10 protein-coding genes are annotated in these 19,723 nt (G+C 42.2%); 6 read left to right on the top strand and 4 right to left on the bottom strand.

Features of this window, described 5'->3' with window-relative positions; all coding sequences use genetic code 11:
• Positions 1-186: 186 nt before the first annotated feature.
• The gene (locus ACS8FA_RS19960) at positions 187-828 is read left to right on the top strand and encodes an OmpW/AlkL family protein (RefSeq protein ID WP_341608998.1); all 642 of its coding nucleotides are present in this window, start codon (positions 187-189) and stop codon (positions 826-828) included.
• Positions 829-1,024: 196 nt separating this feature from the next.
• On the opposite strand, the gene ACS8FA_RS19955 is transcribed toward ACS8FA_RS19960, so the two are convergent.
• Together ACS8FA_RS19955 and aceE are read right to left on the bottom strand one after the other, a co-directional pair.
• The gene (locus tag ACS8FA_RS19955) at positions 1,025-2,743 is read right to left on the bottom strand and encodes a 2-oxo acid dehydrogenase subunit E2 (RefSeq protein ID WP_439264973.1); all 1,719 of its coding nucleotides are present in this window, start codon (positions 2,741-2,743) and stop codon (positions 1,025-1,027) included.
• 28 nt (positions 2,744-2,771) lie between these two features.
• Complete coding sequence (aceE, locus tag ACS8FA_RS19950; protein ID WP_102094735.1) at positions 2,772-5,582, bottom strand: pyruvate dehydrogenase (acetyl-transferring), homodimeric type; 2,811 nt, start codon at positions 5,580-5,582, stop codon at positions 2,772-2,774.
• Between the two features lie 653 nt (positions 5,583-6,235).
• Between aceE and ACS8FA_RS19945 the strand changes: the two genes are divergently transcribed.
• From ACS8FA_RS19945 to ACS8FA_RS19925, 5 genes are all read left to right on the top strand, one after another.
• Entirely contained in the window at positions 6,236-8,227 is a 1,992-nt protein-coding gene (locus tag ACS8FA_RS19945; protein WP_439264976.1) for a hypothetical protein, read from the top strand.
• Between the two features lie 270 nt (positions 8,228-8,497).
• Positions 8,498-8,962, top strand: a complete 465-nt coding sequence (locus tag ACS8FA_RS19940; protein WP_439264978.1) for a hypothetical protein — start codon at positions 8,498-8,500, stop codon at positions 8,960-8,962.
• Positions 8,963-9,028: 66 nt separating this feature from the next.
• Complete coding sequence (locus ACS8FA_RS19935) at positions 9,029-11,068, top strand: hypothetical protein (protein WP_439264980.1); 2,040 nt, start codon at positions 9,029-9,031, stop codon at positions 11,066-11,068.
• Positions 11,069-11,219: 151 nt separating this feature from the next.
• Positions 11,220-16,535, top strand: coding sequence for a hypothetical protein (locus ACS8FA_RS19930; protein WP_439264981.1), 5,316 nt, complete (start codon positions 11,220-11,222; stop codon positions 16,533-16,535).
• A 155-nt stretch (positions 16,536-16,690) separates the two neighbouring features.
• Entirely contained in the window at positions 16,691-17,467 is a 777-nt protein-coding gene (locus ACS8FA_RS19925) for a hypothetical protein (protein ID WP_439264983.1), read from the top strand.
• 116 nt (positions 17,468-17,583) lie between these two features.
• Here the strand turns inward: ACS8FA_RS19925 and ACS8FA_RS19920 are convergent, their stop codons facing one another.
• Complete coding sequence (locus ACS8FA_RS19920) at positions 17,584-18,276, bottom strand: TetR/AcrR family transcriptional regulator (RefSeq protein ID WP_057759404.1); 693 nt, start codon at positions 18,274-18,276, stop codon at positions 17,584-17,586.
• Between the two features lie 237 nt (positions 18,277-18,513).
• The gene (locus ACS8FA_RS19915; protein WP_439264985.1) at positions 18,514-19,536 is read right to left on the bottom strand and encodes an endonuclease/exonuclease/phosphatase family protein; all 1,023 of its coding nucleotides are present in this window, start codon (positions 19,534-19,536) and stop codon (positions 18,514-18,516) included.
• Positions 19,537-19,723: the final 187 nt, after the last annotated feature.

Here is a 19,723-nt window from a genome sequence, read left to right as displayed (position 1 = left end):
TGTAATTTATTGCAGAAACATTGCTAATTTACATTCAAAACCTTACCAGTAATAATGATTTTCGTATTATAATAGACATTAAATGTTACAGATTAAACTTTAATCATAACATTATGTATCAGTAGCTAATGCCATCCCTCATTAGCAAACTGCTGATAATTTTTTATTACGTTAAGGAATGAAATGATGAAACTACAATCCCTAGTTTTAGCAACTGCTACTGCACTTACAATGACAACTGCTTTTGCAGTCCCTGCTGGTACTTGGTCTGTTGCTGCTGGCGCACATTATGTTGATCCTAAAAGTGACAACGGTACAGTATCTACTGGCTTAGGCAACTTTGAAGTTGATGTTGATGGCGATGTACGTCCAACTATCAGTGGTGAGTACTTTATCGCTAACAACGTTGGTGTTGAGTTACTAGCTGCTATTCCGTTCCATCATGACATTACCCTAAAAGCTGGTGACACTACTATTGATGCGAAAACACAGCATCTACCACCTACTCTATCTGTACAGTATCACTTCGATGGCTATGATCTGCCTATGAATGTGAAGCCTTTTGTTGGTGTTGGTGTGAACTACACTACTTTCTTTGAAGAAAAGGTTTATATTCCTCTCGCTGGTGACTATGATTTAGAACTTGATGATAGCGTTGGTGTAGCTGGTCATGTTGGTATTGATATTCCTTTTGCTCCTACCGAATCTTTCCGTATTGATGCCCGTTATATGGACATTAAAACAGATGCAAGCCTAAACGGTGATGATATTGGTGAAGTTGATATCAGCCCTTGGGTATATGGCGTAGCATTCGTTAAACAGTTCTAAATTAGTAAAGATACCATGCGTAATAAGAGCCAGCTTAATAGCTGGCTTTTTTGTGCTTATTAATTACGGCTACTACCGTTTTTCTACTCTAACTACTAGGCAATTACTTATAAAAATAGCTAATAACCTGTAAGAACAAATAATCTCCATAAAAAAAGACCACCCGTAGGCAGTCTTTTCTAATTGCTAGCTAGCTTTAGATCAAGATACGACGTGGATCTGCCAATAGCGTTGCGATATAACGAGTAAATACAGCAGCGTCTGCGCCATTAATCACACGGTGGTCATAAGACAAAGACAGTGGCAGCATCAAACGTGGCTCAAAGCTTTGTTTTTTAGCATCCCAACGTGGCTGCATACTTGCTTCAGAGACACCTAAAATACCAACCTGTGGCCAGTTAACTAATGGCGTAAATGCCGTACCACCCAAGTTACCTTGGCTCGATATAGTAAAGCTTGCCCCTTGCAAATCTTTGGTACTGAGCTTCTTATCACGAGCTTTTACAGCAAGCTCGCCGATCTCAATCGCAATTTGCTTCAGACCTTTATCTTGTACGTTTTTGATAACCGGTACGATAAGACCATCATCTGTTGCCACAGCAATACCCATATTGACGCTTTTGCGCAATATAACCTGAGTATTGTCATCGCTCAAATGACTATTGAATCGTGGATGTTGGGTCAACGCATAAGCAGTAGCTTTAACCACAAATGCCAAGATAGTGAAGCCAACACCTTCAGCTTTCATACCACCTTTTAGCTCACCGCGTAGTTTTTCAGTCTCAGTGATATCAGACAAATCGAACTGCGTTACTTGCGGTAGCAAAGTATTGTAGTTGAGCTGTGGTATCGAGACTTTCTGCAAGCGGCTGAGGTCTTGTGTTTCTGTCTCACCCCAGATCTCCGCGTTACTCATGTCAGGCAGTTTCGGTAGACCTGAGCTAACAGGATTACTGCTCACAGGTGCCGCTTTCTGCTTGGTTAGACTGCTCTTAACATGTGCAAACAAGTCTTCTTTTAGAATGCGATCGTTTAGAGCTGAACCATTCACTTTTGTGATATCAACGCCTAACTGACGCGCTAGTTTGCGAACGGCAGGACCTGCATACACATCAACCAATTTTTCATTGACCTGTGCTTCAGTTAACTTACCCTCTGTTTTGCTAGCAGCTGTATCAGTATTGGTCGGTTTGGCAGCTTGTTTTGGCTCACCAGTGGTTTTAGTAGCTGGTTTATCTTCTGTTTTGGCAGGGGCTGACTCTTGTGGCTTAGGCGCTTCAGGTTCACTATCACTAGCATCACCTGTACCACTTGCCATGATAACGATAAAGTCCTGACCATTAGCAACCATATCACCTGCTTCGACCAAGATTTTCTCAATCTTGCCGGCAACTGGCGCTGGTACTTCAACCGATGCTTTATCTGATTCGATTAGCAAAATCGACTGCTCAGCGCTAACAGTATCACCAACGCTAACCATGATTTCAGAAACTTGTGCTTCATCGACACCTAAATCAGGTAGCGCATGAGTAGTTGCTTTACCAGCATTAGTGGCTGGCTTGGCAGTAGACTCTGATTGCTTTGACTCAGTTGCAGCAGGCTCAGGTTTCGATTCTGGTTTAACATCTTCTGTGCTGTTCGCTTCTTGCTCTTCAGCAGCAGCATTATCATTGCTTTCTGCGCTGTCATCTGCGCTTTCAAGCTCAATTAGTACCATACCTTCGCTGACTTGATCACCGATAGCAATACTAATCTTAGTCACTTTACCAGCAGCAGAGCTTGGTACTTCAACTGATGCTTTGTCAGATTCTAATAATACGATGTTGTCGTCTTTTGCGATGACATCACCAACTTCTACCATAATCTCGCTGACTTCGGCGCTATCAACACCTAAATCGGGGGCTTTAATGTCCATGATTTATTTCCTCGTCTTATGGTTATTATTATTTGACATCTTTATCATCAAGTACGTTTGCATCTGCTTGATCTTCAGCACGGCCTTCATTACTGATTTCATCATCGTCTTCAGCGATAAATTCAGGTACAGGATTTGGATTTACGTTACCTGGCGCTGGTGCATCTGGAGACTGATCATAGTAAGACTGCTGTTGCCATGCAGGTGGATGATCCACATCGATACCTAAGCTTGAAATCGCGTCTTTAACCAAACGCATCTCAACTTCGCCTTCATCGGCTAGACGTTTAAGCGTTGCCACAACGATATGCGCAGCATCAACGTTGAAGAAACTACGTAGGTTTTCGCGCGTATCAGAACGGCCATAGCCATCGGTACCTAGAGTCGTGTAAGGACGGTTGTCTGGTAACCAAGCACGAATCTGCTCTGAGTAGTTACGCATATAATCTGTCGCTGCAACCACGATACCTTCGTGCGGTGCTAATTGCTCAGTAACCCAAGGCACTTTCTCTTCGTCCATTGGATGTAGACGATTGTAGTCATCACAAACCATACCGTCACGAGTCAGCTCGTTAAAGCTGGTTACGCTCCAGACGTTAGACGTAATATTGAACTCGTCTTTTAGTATCTGTGACGCTTTTTGTACTTCGCGTAAGATAACACCAGAGCCTAATAGCTGTACCTGTGTTGAACCATTGTCTTCAAGCAAGTACATACCACGTTTGATACCTTCTTCGGCACCTTCTGGCATAGCAGGTTGCTCGTAGTTTTCGTTCATCAACGTCAAGTAATAGTAAACGCGCTCGCCTTCACCATACATACGGCGTAAACCGTCATGCATGACCACAGCTAGCTCATAACCAAAGCAAGGATCATAGCTGACACAGTTTGGCACGACATTGAACAGAATTTGTGAATGACCATCTTGATGCTGTAAGCCTTCGCCATTAAGTGTCGTACGACCAGCAGTTGCGCCTAATAAGAAGCCTTGTGCTTGACAATCACCTGCCGCCCAAGCCAAATCACCCACACGTTGGAAACCAAACATTGAGTAATAGATATACATCGGAATCATCGGTAATGCGTTCACAGAATAACTGGTTGCCAATGCAATCCAAGTACTCATTGCGCCTGCTTCGTTGATACCTTCTTCTAACATGTGACCATCGATAGCCTCTTTATAGCCCATCAACGCTTCACTGTCTTCTGGCGTATATTTTTGACCAACAGCCGAGTAAATACCCAATTGACGGAACATACCTTCTAGACCAAACGTACGCGCTTCATCAGGTACAATTGGTACGACGCGATCTTGGATGTCTTTGTTTTTAAGCATCGCAGATAGTAAGCGTACAAATACCATCGTCGTAGACTGCTCTTTACCATTGCTGCCTTTTAATACCCGATCAAACATTGATAGTTCAGGGATATTCAGTGGGATGTGACCACTACGACGGTTTGGCAGATGACCACCTAACGACTCACGACGACCTTTAAGATACTTCATCTCCGCCGAACCTTCTTCAGGTCGGTAGAACGGTAGAGTCTCTAACTGCTCATCAGTAAATGGCAAATCAAAACGATCACGGAAATACATCAACGCTTCTTGATCAAGCTTTTTGACCTGATGCGATTTATTAACGGCTTGCGTTTGGGTAGACAAACCATAACCTTTAACGGTTTTGACTAAAATAACCGTTGGTTGGCCTTTGGTTTTCATCGCTTCGCTAAAGGCAGCGTAAACTTTAACTGGATCATGGCCACCACGGTTTAGACGTGAGATTTCTTCGTCAGTCAACGCATCTGCCATTTCTTCTAACTCTGGATATTTACCAAAGAATTCTTTGCGAGTAAATTCAGGCGTACGCGCTTCGTATAACTGATACTCGCCATCCACCACTTCTTCCATACGTTGTTTAAGCACGCCTGTATGATCTTTACCAAGTAATGAATCCCAGTTACCGCCCCAAATGACTTTGATGACTCGCCAGCCTGCGCCGCGGAATACTGACTCTAGCTCTTGAATGATTTTACCGTTACCACGGACTGGACCATCAAGACGCTGCAAGTTACAGTTAACTACCCATATTAGATTGTCCAACTTCTCACGGCCAGCGAGAGAAATTGCACCTAAGCTTTCTGGCTCATCAGTCTCACCATCACCCAAGAATGTCCAAATCTTACGGCCTTCTTTTTCTAGCAAGCCACGGTTTTCCATATAACGATGTACATGGGCGTGATAGATAGACATGATTGGACCAAGTCCCATTGATACGGTTGGGAACTGCCAATAATCCGGCATGAGATATGGATGCGGATAGCTTGATAGACCTTTGCCGCCTACTTCACGGCGGAAGTTATCGAGCTGATCTTCGGTCAAACGACCTTCTAGATAAGAACGTGCATAGATACCTGGGGCTGAGTGACCTTGATAATAAATCATGTCGCCACCGAAATGATCGCTAGCGGCGCGGAAGAAATGGTTAAAACCTGTTTCATAAAGTGTTGCACTAGAGGCGAATGTCGCTAAGTGACCACCTAGATCATCGTCGTTTTTATTGGCACGCATGACCATGGCAAGTGCGTTATAACGAATTAGCGCACGTATCTTACGCTCCATGCCTAGATCGCCTGGGTACATTGGCTCGTCTTCAACAGCGATACTATTGACGTACGCAGTGTCTAGTCTGTTGAACGGCAGTCCTTCTTGAACTGCCATATTGTATAAGGCTTTTAGGAGAAACTGAGCACGATCCTTGTCTGCGTGTTTGACCACAGATTCAAAGGCTGCCAGCCACTCTTGGGTTTCGGTGCTATCAGCATCCTTATAATAATTCATTCTTGTTAGTCCTTTTATATCAGTCATGCCTGTCTATCAGGCAGAGCTTTGTTAAATAATATGTGATGAGGTATTGGTTTACTTGCCACGTCCCTGCTATGTCCAAGCATTCCTTTGATTTATGCGATGATATACAGCTTGATTATAAAAATAGTATTACTCATATCGACAAGTGTATCAAATCAACACACCTGCCAAATCGTCATAATGCTATAGCTATTCGTTTAATCATTATTTGACTATGACATTCCATTATAAGCGTTTACGGTTAAGTTGTTTATGGCTGTAGAGAAATGATGAAATAACAAGTATTTTTTAAATAAATAATGATTAGTTGTTAGGTAAATAATTATAGGCTTGCCGTAAACTTAATACGCCATTGGACACATATACGCTATCGATAACACCTCTTAGGCACAGATGCACATAATTCTGGCGTGCCTTACTCTTTCTAATGAAAAAATTTTAAGTGTTTTGTGAAATCCCTATTTAAATATCACTAAGGTGTTGCCATCGGAACCGTGAAAACTACCGACTGTCGTCTATTGGATGCTAATATGTAGTCAATCTGTAATAATATTGTAGGAGAAGTATTTTTTGGTAACGTTTTTTTTCATACTTTTTCACACATTCTAATTATTGGAAATGGTGCCATGCATAAAGCTCAACACTTTTTAGATTTAGTCAGTTCACGTACCTCTGGTAGCTATCTATACCAACTACTGAGCCTGATGGGCTTTGTGATACTGTTATTGGTTAGCAATTTTGCAGTTGCTAACCCTTTTGCTACACCTAATGATTTTAGTGCGGAAAGCTGCCCTTCGGGTCATAAAAAATACAATATCGCAAATAATGCTAGTACAGCTCCAAGTTTATCATCTTGGAAGAGTGGAGAGGAATTACGTACTTTTACCTTTAATGAAAACTCAGGCAGTAAAGTATTTACGATTTCATTTTCAGATATAGAAGATATATATCTTGGTAATGGGCGAAGTAAATCACCCTTTTATGATTCTTTAAATGGTGTTACGTCTTCAGCCATCACCTTATCGCATATTTCTACGACCGTTAAAACCAATCACAGTTTAACAGTTCAAGTAGATCGTTCTGTGAGTAAGATTGGTTACAAAATACAGGACTTAGACTCAACTGGAAGTTCTAACCAAATTCCTTATATAGAAGAAGCTGAAGCATTTAATAACGGTCGGTTAACATATTTTCCTTACTTTCATGAAATTACTAATAATAGTAAAGTGACAGGCCGCGCAGGAAGAAACTGTTCTGTGAATGAATGTAATATTGACGCAACATGGCCCTACAGTACAGCCAATTCTCCTGTAGTTCTCAAGCATCGCAATACTAGAAGTGATAGGGGTCTAACTAGTACACACTCTGTTGGCTATTCAGATTTCTATTTTTGCCTTGCACCACCGAAGATTATCGTGAACAAACTGTTAGATGGTAGCCGCGTGGAAGGTGATGATCAGTTCCGTATCGAACTGCGGCGCACGGATAATAATGACTTTGTAGAAGCTTTTACAACGACTGGATCTAATGATGTAGTCACTGACAACACAACCACAGTCACTACCCTGACCGAGGGCGTTAACTATACGGTCTCTGAGCACATCATAAATGGTAACTTACTTGACTACCAGACCACTTATGTTTGTTCAAACGCAACCACTGGTACTGATGTGGTCTTTAGCAGTGGCGAGATGTCAATTAACGAGGCTGGTACGCGTCGCACGTTTGCGATAAATAATGTAAGCTACGGTGATGAAATCACTTGTAACGTTACTAACACACCGTCTCAATATACATTCTCAGGCATCGTCTTCAACGATAATGGCGGCATTACTGCTGCAGAGTCTACTGAACGGAATATTACTAGCACTTTTACTGCAAATAGTGCTTACTTTAATGGCATCTTAGATAGCAATGAGTCTGGAATATCTGACAGTGCGTTACAAGTTACTTTAACAAACTGTAACGGCACTAAAGTTGTTACAAGCTCAGCTAACCCACAAACAGTATCAAGTGCAGGTAAATACAGTTTTACTGTTCAACCAGATGCATTGCCAACCAGAGCCTGCTTAGTGGAAACCGAGCCAACCTCATGGGATTATAGTGTAGATAGCACTGCTAATACTAGAGAAGTAACACTTACTAATGGCACATACATATATGACAATTTAGATTTTGGTGAGGTGAAAGCGAATAACGCCTCTTTAGTGCTTATTAAATCGCAATATGTCCATAATTGTAATATCAATACAAACTTTAACGGTACTACTGGTACACCTTCTCAAACCCCTGCATTTAGTATTGCAGAAATAAAAGACATAGAACCCGGAAAATGTATTGCTTATAGAATTGAAGCTTATAATCGAGGTCATGTTGATTTGAAAGATATTCAAATCAACGATCAATTACAGGTAAAGTCGCAAACCAACTTGGTAACCTCTGTTTTCGCTTTGCCAGTTCCTAAAGGAGATCCTACTTCTCTCTATACTGGCACAACTCTACCGACAGGTACTATTACCTCTGAGCTGTTTAACTTAAACAAACCTACTGGATCAACTCCTACCAAAGCCACGCTATATTTTAATACTAAATATGGCACGACTATGGACACTCAGTAGCTATTATTTCTTGCATCTCTAAAGTATTACTAATCTTCTTTCTAACCAGAAAAGGCCCTGTCTACCTAGACAGGGCCTTTTACCGTTTAGCTACCTCGAATTACCATTTGTCGTCTTTATAATGAATATTTGTATCGGTTACGTGACAATAGCTTAAAGGGAAGATGTGCGCTTTTTACAGACGATCCTGATATCAAATTATAGACAGTTTCACTGTAGCCCAAAGCATCAACATCCCAATGATAGCAATGATATAAGAAAGGATTTTATATGAAACGTTTCAAAATTCTACGCAATGTTCTATTGGCCACTATAGCTTCTAGCTCTTTACTAAATATAGCACATGCTGAAGACGCCCTAAAAATGGAACTAACAGCTAATCAAGTCATAAAGAATGCGGAAGGTAAAACGGTCTATACACCAGTACGTACTGCACCAGCAGGTACTGTGATTCAGTATAAAGCGAATTATACCAATACTATTAATAAAGATATTAATGATTTGATGGTAACGTTACCTATCCCTGCCAACATGACATTTACTGGTGATGCGATGCCTGCAAGCGCACAAGCTAGCACTGATGGTAAGAATTATGCTGATATGCCGCTGATGCGTAAAGTCGATGGCAATATGGTCAAGATTCCATATTCTGAATACCGCACTCTGCGTTGGAATATTAAGTTGCTACCAGCTAAGAAGTCAGCTGCCGTTGCTCTTAATACCACCGTTAATTAGTTCAATAGACATTAAACCTTCACGCTTTTAACGTTTCAATTTCTAATCTTAATTCTGGAGCATTACATGAAATCAAATACTTTTAATTATAGTTTGCTTGCTGTCGGTGTGGCTGCGCTGATGGGCGTCTCGACTGGCGCTATGGCGGCTAAAACAGATAATGGAGTTCAGAATGGTGTCGCTATCACTAACACTGCAACAGCAAACTATAGCGTTGGTGGTGTTACCCAGCTTCCAGTAAAATCTAATGAAGTTATCGTTAATGTTAACGAAACGCCTAACTTCTCACTAGTAAATATTACTGATGGTGATAGTGGTCCTGACACTGCGATCAATCAAGAAGCGACACCAGGTGGTTCGACGCTATTTACTCACTTATTGACCAACGAGGGTAATATTACCGATACTTATACTATCGCCACAAATGCAACTGACACTAGTATTGGTGGTACTCCTGATTATACATTTGATTCTGCAAATGTTAGCTACTCAATCGATGTTAGTGGACTGACTACTGAGCAGCTAGCAGAACTACAAACCCTGAACCCGAATACCAATTATAGTGTTTCCGGTACTACGGCGACTGGTACATTGACCACCACTAATGATGAATTAACTCTACTGCCAGGTTTGGTAGCTGAGCTGAGCTATAACGCACCAACAGACGCAGATCAAGATGGCGGTGATACTGGTGAAGGTAATATTACTGCCACTAGTAGCGTGATAACAGGTACACCAACCCTAACAAACCAAAACCAAACCCTAGTTAGACTACCAGTGTTTGCTATTACGAAATCAGCAACGTGTGAAGGTAATACTCCTTGTACTAGTTTAAATCTAAATGCTGATAATAATGACATTACCTATACTATTACTGTAGAAAACGTTGATACTGACTATAGCGCAAATGCAACCAATGTTGTCTTTAGAGATATTTTACCTGCTGGTATGACGCTCAAGCCAGGAACAGTTAGGTTTGGCGGTGCTGCTATCCCTGATAGCGCTCTTACAATAACTGAAGCAGTTGGGCGTCAGACTCTTCAAGGTACTCTACCTCAACTAAATGTTGGCGAAAGTATTTCTGTTGTATTTGAGGTTACTGTTGATGAAGATATCTTAAGCACAGCGGGTACTGCAACTAACAATGTCACTCTTTATGATAACTTTGATGCTTCAATTCCAAATCCTGAAGGCAACTTTGATATCTCTGATAGTACTGATGACGATATTGATACGCCTAAAGTCCCTGATGATGCTAATGGAGCAGGTACTGATGGACAAGATACTTCATCAACCATTACCTTCGTTGACCGTAGCTTGACGATCACCCCTGGTGTTACTAAAGAAGTCCCTGTCGAAGGTTCTGTAGGATACAGTCATACTATCGAGAACGCAGGTAATGCAAACGAAGGCGGTACTACTCGTCCAATAAACATCACCATTACCGATCCTAATGGTGATACGCCACTTGATGTTATTAATCCCGTCTATGTCGATAGCAATAACGTTGAACAGCCTCTAGAGGTTGTTGATGCTAAAACGGGTCAATATAAACTTCCTGATACCGTGATTCTAGCACCAAACGAGGCGGTTGTAATTCGTTACACTGTTGACTCTGTTGGTGACAACACCAATCTTGATGACTCAGATACTAACGTGTTGACAGTGACCTCTACAGGTACAGACGCTTCTAGTGATACGGCTCAAAATACTACAACTATTAAAGGCCTTACGCTACTTAAGCAAGCCGCCTTACAAATTCAGTGTACAGGCAATATCGGTACTTATGAAGGTGCATTAGGCTCAAGTACGACTGCTACCTTTACAGCTCAACCAGGCGATTGTATCTACTATCAAATCACCGCAACCAATACGTTTACCAATGTCAGCAATACGGCTATAAATAATGTTGTGGTATCGGATAAAACCAGTAATTGGGGCACTCAAGCGACCTATACTGGCGACACTGATGCTACAAGCTCAACAAATTCTACTGCAGGTCTAGGTACTGACTCTGAAGGCGATGCAGCAGTCACCACGAATCTGGGTACTCTTGCATCTGGTGCTTCAGCCAACTTGACCTTTGCGGTTAAAGTGAACCCTTAGTAGCTCAAAAGTAGCTCAAATTCTACCTTTTTGAACTCTATAAGTGTCACTTGACGCTTATAGACATCCTCTAACTTAACGCTATTTATCTTGGTTAAGTTAGAGGCATTCCATTTAGTCCATCATTTATGTTTTATTGGATAAGCAACTTATGACTAAGCCTACTATGACAGCGTTCAAACGTACTGCAGGATGTACAGCGAAGATTTCTACGCTGACATTGGCCATGTTGCTTATGCAATCGAATACTGCACAAGCAGCCTCTCAATCAGTGCTACGGCTGATCGACAACGTCGCAAATGCCAGCTACACCGTCAACAACCAAACAAATCTCACTCTAAAGTCTGACTCTAATAAAGTCCAAGTCAAAGCATCTGCACTACCTGAGTATGGCATCGAACTGACTCAGCCTGCCACTCAAACGGTAGAGCCTAGTACCACCGTAAACTGGGTCAACGTCCTAAAGAATACCAGTTATAGCGATCAGACTATCGATTTGACTTTGACCGTGCCTGACACATTGTCCAATATCAAAGTCTATCAAGACCTAAATAATAACGGTATCGTCGATGGTGATGATCAGCAGTTGTTACTTGATAACTTAAGCACCCAAATCAAGCTAGGACAGAGTGAGAGCATTCAGCTCATTGTCCAAGCACTGTCTGACGCCAACGCTCAGGACGGTGATACTGCCGAGATTCAGCTTGGTGCTGTGGTCACCGAGGATCCATCACTAAAAGAAGTCATAGCCACTGACAGCTTGGTCATTGTCAAACCAGATATCGGTTTCAAAAACGAAGCTTTCGATAGTGAGCCAACCTCTTCACAAATTGGCAAAAACGTCTATCTCGAAACCAGCTTTGCACAATGTAACCTGCAAAGCGATGAGAAAGACCAAGTATGGGTCACCATCAAGTCAGCCAATCCACCAGTTGGAACTGGTGACACTTATTCACTAAAAGCTATCGAAACCGGTGTGAACACGGGTAAATATCGCTTAGACGCCCCTACGCAAAATAATGCAAATGCAATTAATGATGCCATTATTCAGACGCTAGAAGGCGACACGCTGACGGCTACCCTAGACGCATGTATTGCCCCCTCTGTCGGATTGGATGAGCAACCTAGCGCGTCTGATCTCAATAAAATTGACCGAGATCTCAGCACAACCATCGTCATAAACGATACCTCCCCTACGCTACAGGTCACCAAAGAAGGTGATGTGAAAACTGCTGAGCTAGGTGACTATGTCAACTATACGATTAATATCAAGAACGATGGTAAATCTACTGCTTATGATGTTGAGTTAAAAGACGCGATGCCACGTGGCTTTGACTATGTGGCTGGTAGCTTGCGTGTTGATAACGCTAAAACAGATGACTTCACAGCAGAAGGCAAGTATCAAATCTTAGGTTTGGGTGATCTGGCAGTTAATGAAAGCAAAACAGTCACCTATCGTGTCTTGATTGGCTCTTCTGCCTTAGGTGGCGACGGTATTAACCGCGCCATCGCACAGGGTCTCAACTCTGAAACTGGTGGATCAGTACTGACTTCAATAGAGGCACAGTGGCCCATCGAAGTCAGCCGCGGTGTTATGAATACTGATGGTATCATCATCGGTAAGGTCTACCACGATATCAACCGTGACGGCATCCAGCAAAAAGAAGACGGCGAGCTTGGCGTCGCAGGCGTGCGCATCTATATGGAAAACGGTAACTTCATCGTCACCGACCCTGAAGGTAAATATAACTTCTATGGCGTCAGTGCTAAGACGCACGTGTTAAAAGTCGACCGCACAACCATACCTAGAGACACCGAACTCGTCACCCAAAGCAATCGCAATGCAGGTGACGCCGGTAGCCGTTTTGTTGACTTAAAATACGGTGAGCTACACCGTGCCGATTTCGGTATCGTCGGCGGTATGGGTGATAGCACTGATCGTCTAAACGAAGAGCTCATCGCTCGTAGTAAGTCTATCAGCGCAAAAAATAACGCGCTTGAGCAAGCGATTAAGAGCAAGCTAGATCTAGAGCCTATCTACGATCGCGATTACGATGACAACGTCGATGCCAGCGGCTGTAAGTCTAACGACGCGCTAGATCAAGGTATCCAATGTGATTCAGCTATCGTCAATGAGATGGTCAGTCCAGCTAACGAACGTATCGACCTAAAAGTCAATACTATCGCCCAACCGAAAGAAAAAGTACTCGAAGAGTTTCTAAAAGAGGTTGCGACTAACGATGTTGCCTTTATTAATCTAAGCGAAGGCCAGCAGCTCAGCAGCTATAAGCAAATGGTACAAGTACAAGCGCCACTAGGCAGCAGCTTTACCCTTTATGCTAATGGCAAAGCCGTATCAGAGCAGCAAATCGGTAAAACCGCCGAGCAAGAAAAGCAAAAAGTAACTGCTTTTGACTATTACGCGGTTGATTTGAAGCGCGGCAGCAACACCTTGCGCGGCGTGGCGACTGACGTCAATGGCAAAGTCATCTCTGAGCAGACGATCAACGTCTTGACGCCAGATAGCTTGCAAGCGATTGACTATCGTACTCAAGATAGCTTAGTCCCAGCCGATGGCATGAGTGAATATCAAATCGTCATCAGCCTAAAGGATCGTGATGGTCGTCCTTATGTCGCCTCTACGCCGATTACTATCGATACCAATATCGGCCGTATCAACCTAAAAGACGGTAGTAAAGAAGCGGCAGGCACCCAGATTACCGTCAATGGTGGTGAGCTACTGATACCCGTCACCGCGCCAAGCGTACCGGGTAAAGGCGAGCTGGTCATCGATACCGGTAGCAGAAAACAAGTGATTCCGCTACAGTTTACCGCGCAGCTACGTCCGCTGATCGCGGTCGGTATTGTCGAAGGTGCGATCTCGCTTAAAGACTTTGATGGCGGTCAAATCACTGACGCTCAAGGCGCTTTTGAAGAAGAGCTTCATGAGATATCAGGTAATGACGATTATGCCGCTTCAGGCCGCGCCGCTATGTTCCTAAAAGGCAAAGTACGTGGTGATTATTTATTAACGCTCGCTTATGACAGCGATAAAAAAGGCGAGCGCCTGTTCCGTGATATCGAGCCTGGTGAGTACTATCCGGTCTACGGCGACTCTTCAGCCAAAGGTTTTGACGCGCAGTCAACCAGCAAGCTCTATGTGCGCCTTGATAAAGGTCGCTCGTTCGCTATGTATGGTGATTTGAAAACTCAGATTGATGATGACGAAGGTATCAAACTTGGTCAATATAACCGTACATTAACTGGTCTAAAAGCTCAATTTGAAGATAGCAATACTCGTGTTACTGCCTTTTTAGCAGAGACCAGTACTAGCCAACGTGTAAATGAGACTCGCGGTTTGGGTATTTCAGGCCCATATCCATTGGCTGAGAACTTCGATGCGGTATTAGAAAACTCTGAAACGGTTGAAGTTATTACTCGTGACGCCAACAACCCTGGGTTGATTATCAATCGTGAGACGCTTACTCGCTTTGCTGATTATGAGATTGACCCTATCAGCCGCAGCTTATTCTTGACGGCACCGATTGCTAGTCAAGACATCGAGGGCAATCCTATCTATATCCGTGTCACGGTAGAGGTAGATGAAGGCGGTGAAGATTACTTCGTCGGTGGTATTGCCGCGAAGCAGCAACTGACGGATAAAGTCGCCATCGGTGGTAGCTATGTAAATAGCGATGACCCACTGAACAAAGAAGAGTTGGTTAGTGTTAATAGTGTTGTTAAATTCAATGATAAGCTAAAGCTAGTCGCAGAATATGCGATGAACAAAGCTGAGAATCCAAATTTTCAGTCAAGTAATCAAATCAACGCGACAGAATTGACTGATAGTGATGTTGAAGGTAACGCACTACGTATTGAGCTTGATTTTGATAATAAGAAAAATACGCTTGCCAAAGCTTATTATAATGATGCTGATGAAGGTTTTGTCACTGGTGCATCACCGCTTACTGCTGGACGTACTGAATCTGGTGTAGAGGTTACTCATACTCTAAATGATAAGAAAACTGCTCTTAAGTTAGAAGGTATACGCACAGAAGAGCATACTACTGACGCTAGCCGCGAAGGCGTGCAAGCAAGCGTTGAGCATCGTTTAAGCGAAAACATCGTTGGTGAAATTGGGGTTCGTTATTACAAACAAGATGCGACTGCTGCCTCACGTAATACTCAAGCCGCGACAGACGTTGTAGATATTACAGACGACACTTTGTTTAATGATGACATTATCAATCAGTCAGCGTTAAGCAGTGTTAGTAACGCTGAAGAAGATATTGAAGGCACGACTGTTCGTGCTCGTATTACCTCTCGTCTACCTAAGTTGAATGATAGCTTGGTATTTGCAGAGTATGAGCAAGATATCGAAAACAGCTCACGTAATGCGACTTCTATTGGTGGTGAGACACCGCTCGGAAATCTAGGACGACTATACGCACGTCATGATTTGATTAATAGCCTATCTGGCACTTATGGTCTTGATGATACAGATGAGCGTCAACGTACCACTGTTGGTTTTGACGCGACTTACATGAAAGATGGTAAGGTTTATAGCGAATACCGTATGCGCGATGCCATCAGTGCACGCGAAGCAGAAGCAGCCATTGGTCTAAAAAACAAGTGGTATGTTCAAGAAGGTCTAACTTTAAATACTTTATTTGAGCGTGTCGAGTCTCTGGAAGGTGAAGAAAGCAACACTGCAACAGCGGCAGGTATCGGTGTTGAATATCTTGCCAAAGAGAACTATAAGGCATCAGGACGTTTTGAAAAACGTTGGGGTGAAACAAGTGATACGCTACTTGGTAGTGCTGGTATCGCCTATCGCTATACCGATGAGGTTACCTTCTTAGCTAAAGACATCTATTCACGCACTGACTATAGTGACGGTGATCGCACTATCAATCGTTTTCAGCTAGGTGCTGCGTATCGTGACTACGATAGCAATCAGTTAGATATGCTTGCAAAATTCGAATATCGTTTGGATGATAATAATACTGGCGATGACGCTTATCAAAAAGACACCATGGTTTGGTCATGGAATGGTAATTACCATCCTACGCGTCCGTTGACGTTGTCTGGACGTTATGCTGGTAAGTATACAGAATACGAAGCAGACAGCTTAACCAGCAATAACACGGCTCACGCTGTTTATGGCCGCGGTCTTTATGATATTAGTGAGCGCTGGGATATTGGATTGCAAGCAGGTACTTACTGGAATGATCAGGCAAATGACTTAGCTTATATGCTTGGTGCAGAAGTGGGTTATAGCCCAATGACCAACCTTTGGTTATCACTTGGTTATAACTTCATGGGCTTTGAAGATGAAGATATTGCTTATGACGACAGTACTCAGCAAGGTGCTTACTTTAGATTGCGCTTTAAGTTCGATGAAGACTTATTTAAACGTGAAGACCCACGTAAGAACCAACGTCTAAGCAGCAATTCTGCATTTTAATTATTTGATACTAATGATACTGTCGTAAGTACAATCTTATGACAGTATCATGCTTGTCTTATGATGAGTTATTTTGTCATTCGATAAACAACTAAGTCAGCCCTAGTAATGGTAAATAATACCAACGTTTATTACCTTAACATAAGGTTTACACCATGTTTGATTCAGCCATCAATGCAGCACCTTTCAAGCGCTCAGTATGCGTTACATTATCAGCTTTATTTTCGTTAACCTTTATGCAGCCAGCTTTAGCTAAGAGTGAGACTGTCCAAGTGGCTCACTCAACTAGCATGGGTGAATATTGCCGCGATGATAGTCAGACTCAAGCACGCTCTTATAGATATCAAAGCGAACAACAGCGCCTGTTAAATTGCATGGTCACGCAGTCAAAACCTTATCAACAGAAAGACAAGACAGCAGATCAACAGTATTTCGCTTATAAAGCGCAAGCGTGGTTGAACTATGCCATTCATCAAGACAGTATGAATAGCCGCTCATCCGCGGGTCAAGTTGCGTTAGAAATGGCAGAGCCTATATTGCAAGCGCTAGATAATGATACGGTACAAGACTTGAGCCTGTATCAAGATATTCCGTCTACCTCTGCTTTAATGCGTCCTGATCTATGGGCAACTTTAAGCGCGCTTAAAGACGGCGATGGCATAACATCAGCACCACGTGAGATGGCATTTAGTGAAGTGGCTTTAATTTGGGCAGCAACCAATCAATGTGCGCGAGGCTGGCGCGAATCTGGTATGCATTTTCGTATGGCCGATCGCTGGCTTGAACAAGCCCGCGAAGCTTACGTCAATGCAAATGACTCACAGACCAATGTAGCGCTAGAGAAGTCAATAGTCAGTTATCATAAGCAGTACTCGCCTTTAGATGCGAGCGATGATACTTGCCGTGGACAAGATTTGACGTCTAACCGTTAGAATAGTCGCTGTTTTATTAGAGATATTAATCTGTATTATTTCCAGTCCTATACTAAAAACTAAACATAAAAAAGCCGACCTATTTGTCGGCTTTTTTATGTTTAAAGTAAGCTCAATTAGCGGTTTTTACGTGGCAACTTTTCTGGTAGGTAACAACGTAAATAAGCAATAAATGCTGTATTTGCTTCTTGGATATACTCTTCAGTAATACTCTGATGACGGCGATAAGACAACGTAAAGATAGCATTTACGATGCTATAAGCAATCAGCAAGGTATCTTGAATATCATGGAAGTTTGGCATCTCATAACGCTCTGACAAGCGCTTATAGACCAGATCAACGATTTGATGATCCATATCTTCACCAAAGCTGTCACCTTCAAAATCAGGTGTATTAGTGTCATAGATAAGCTTGGCTTTTGTCTCATCGTTATGGAATATCGTAATACAACGATCGATAAGCGCCGTTAGATACCCTTGCCATCTATCATAGTTGCCAATATCGACCGTCTCTACCATCTCTAATATTTCAATCGCATTCAAAAAACGCAATGCTAAAAATATTGCTTCAATATTAGGGAAAAAATGGTAAGCAGACGCTCTTGGTATGCCTGCTTCTTCACACACAGCTGCTAACGTAATATCGTTAATAGCATGTGTTTCGCTCAATTTTTTGGCACCAGCCAATAGTTTTTGACGACGTGCACGGCCTTGTTGGCTAGTAAACTTAAACTTATTAGGTACAAGCTTTTTTGCCAATTCCGAATCTACCAACACATCTTCAATCTTTTCGTCTTTGTTATCACTCATTGTGAATCTCTTAATGTTACGCCCTATTTTATAAATAACATCTTCATTGAATAGTAATTATCCTTAGATAAAGAATGGTTAACTGTTGGCTAAAATATAAAGCCTGTATGGTCACTACTATGTTCAATGCAGAGGCATCATAAACGCTTGCACATTATCAAGCAAGGGACATGAATAGGTTAAAAAATAATACTACGATCAGCAATTTAATAGAGCTAACCGTCTAATTTTATAAAGTTAATCATTGAGTTTTATTTTCGCCCTTATAATACCATGATCGGTCACTCTATCGTCATAGTCCCATTTCAAATGATCATTAAAATAATCGACTCGTTCAACATGACCAAGTGAAAACTTACTATCAGGCAAAAACTCTTCAGAGACAAATAGCTGATCGATAACTTCTGGAATACCTTGATATATATGGGTGTATGCGACATCTTTCATCCAACCATACCGTGCTTGAATACGAGCAGCATCAAAAAGTGCAACATCACGCATACTTTTATCGTAATTAACCTCCCCAGTTTCTGTCATCAACTGAGTAGTCACGCTACCTGTAACATCATTCATATCGCCCAATAGAATCAATGGTTCACGGGTATGTTGCAATCGCTCTATAATAGACATACGGATAGAGGCCGCTTCTGCCGCGCGCATACATAAACTACGAAGCTTGGCGCGAACTCGAATATTCGGATCGTCCATGTCTTCTAATAGGTCACCATTTTCGTCGCGTAAGAAAAAAGCACGTTTGCTTTTTAGGTGCGCTGTAATAATTGTAATGGGCTGCCCGTACGCGTCAACACGTAACACTAATGGAGGACGGTTGAAGCGTTGATAAGGACCAATATCAGGTACATCAATAATGGCTTTTGGTGCTATATCTTTTAGCAAACTGGTTTCTAACTGCTCAAATCGGCTGATAATACCGACAGCAGGTGTATTCTGTGCACCCATGCCTTTGGTGTATATACTAGCGCTATCATTACTAGCAAGTGGAATGACCGCATGCTCGGGCTTGAAACCTAGTGAAACAGCCAGCGCTTCTAATGCATCACTATCCCAAACCTCTTGTACTGCGATAATGTCAGCATGCGCTTTAGCCAATAAATCTGTAAGACCTCGCAGCTTATGTTCATAGGCTTTATCGTTATAAGCTGGCGCATTTTCATAATAAGTTCGATTAGGGTTCGCAAAGTTCAGCAAGTTTGCCGTTGCGATATAAAACTGTTTATTGCCTTCAGTGTTATTACTCATATATTCCCCATCGTTCTCATTATTATAGTACATAATATTCACGTATGTGTATACGCTGCAAATTTTATGCCTAAAAAAACTCCCAAAGTTAAGCCTTGGAAGTTTTAAAATAGCATAAATGTTGATAAGTAGATTTAGTAATAGAACTAGACATACAATCAATCTATTTTAGGTAATGGTATAGCAA

Origin of the sequence: Psychrobacter sp. 1Y1 (assembly GCF_051847395.2) — a bacterium.
Lineage (GTDB): Bacteria > Pseudomonadota > Gammaproteobacteria > Pseudomonadales > Moraxellaceae > Psychrobacter.
This window is presented reverse-complemented; position numbering and strand designations above follow the sequence as displayed.

Coding starts and splice junctions, on each gene's coding strand:
- ACS8FA_RS19960 (WP_341608998.1), top strand. CDS start 187: ATGAAACTACAATCCCTAGTTTTAGCAACTGCTACTGCACTTACAATG.
- ACS8FA_RS19955 (WP_439264973.1), bottom strand. CDS start 2,743: ATGGACATTAAAGCCCCCGATTTAGGTGTTGATAGCGCCGAAGTCAGC.
- aceE (WP_102094735.1), bottom strand. CDS start 5,582: ATGAATTATTATAAGGATGCTGATAGCACCGAAACCCAAGAGTGGCTG.
- ACS8FA_RS19945 (WP_439264976.1), top strand. CDS start 6,236: ATGCATAAAGCTCAACACTTTTTAGATTTAGTCAGTTCACGTACCTCT.
- ACS8FA_RS19940 (WP_439264978.1), top strand. CDS start 8,498: ATGAAACGTTTCAAAATTCTACGCAATGTTCTATTGGCCACTATAGCT.
- ACS8FA_RS19935 (WP_439264980.1), top strand. CDS start 9,029: ATGAAATCAAATACTTTTAATTATAGTTTGCTTGCTGTCGGTGTGGCT.
- ACS8FA_RS19930 (WP_439264981.1), top strand. CDS start 11,220: ATGACTAAGCCTACTATGACAGCGTTCAAACGTACTGCAGGATGTACA.
- ACS8FA_RS19925 (WP_439264983.1), top strand. CDS start 16,691: ATGTTTGATTCAGCCATCAATGCAGCACCTTTCAAGCGCTCAGTATGC.
- ACS8FA_RS19920 (WP_057759404.1), bottom strand. CDS start 18,276: ATGAGTGATAACAAAGACGAAAAGATTGAAGATGTGTTGGTAGATTCG.
- ACS8FA_RS19915 (WP_439264985.1), bottom strand. CDS start 19,536: ATGAGTAATAACACTGAAGGCAATAAACAGTTTTATATCGCAACGGCA.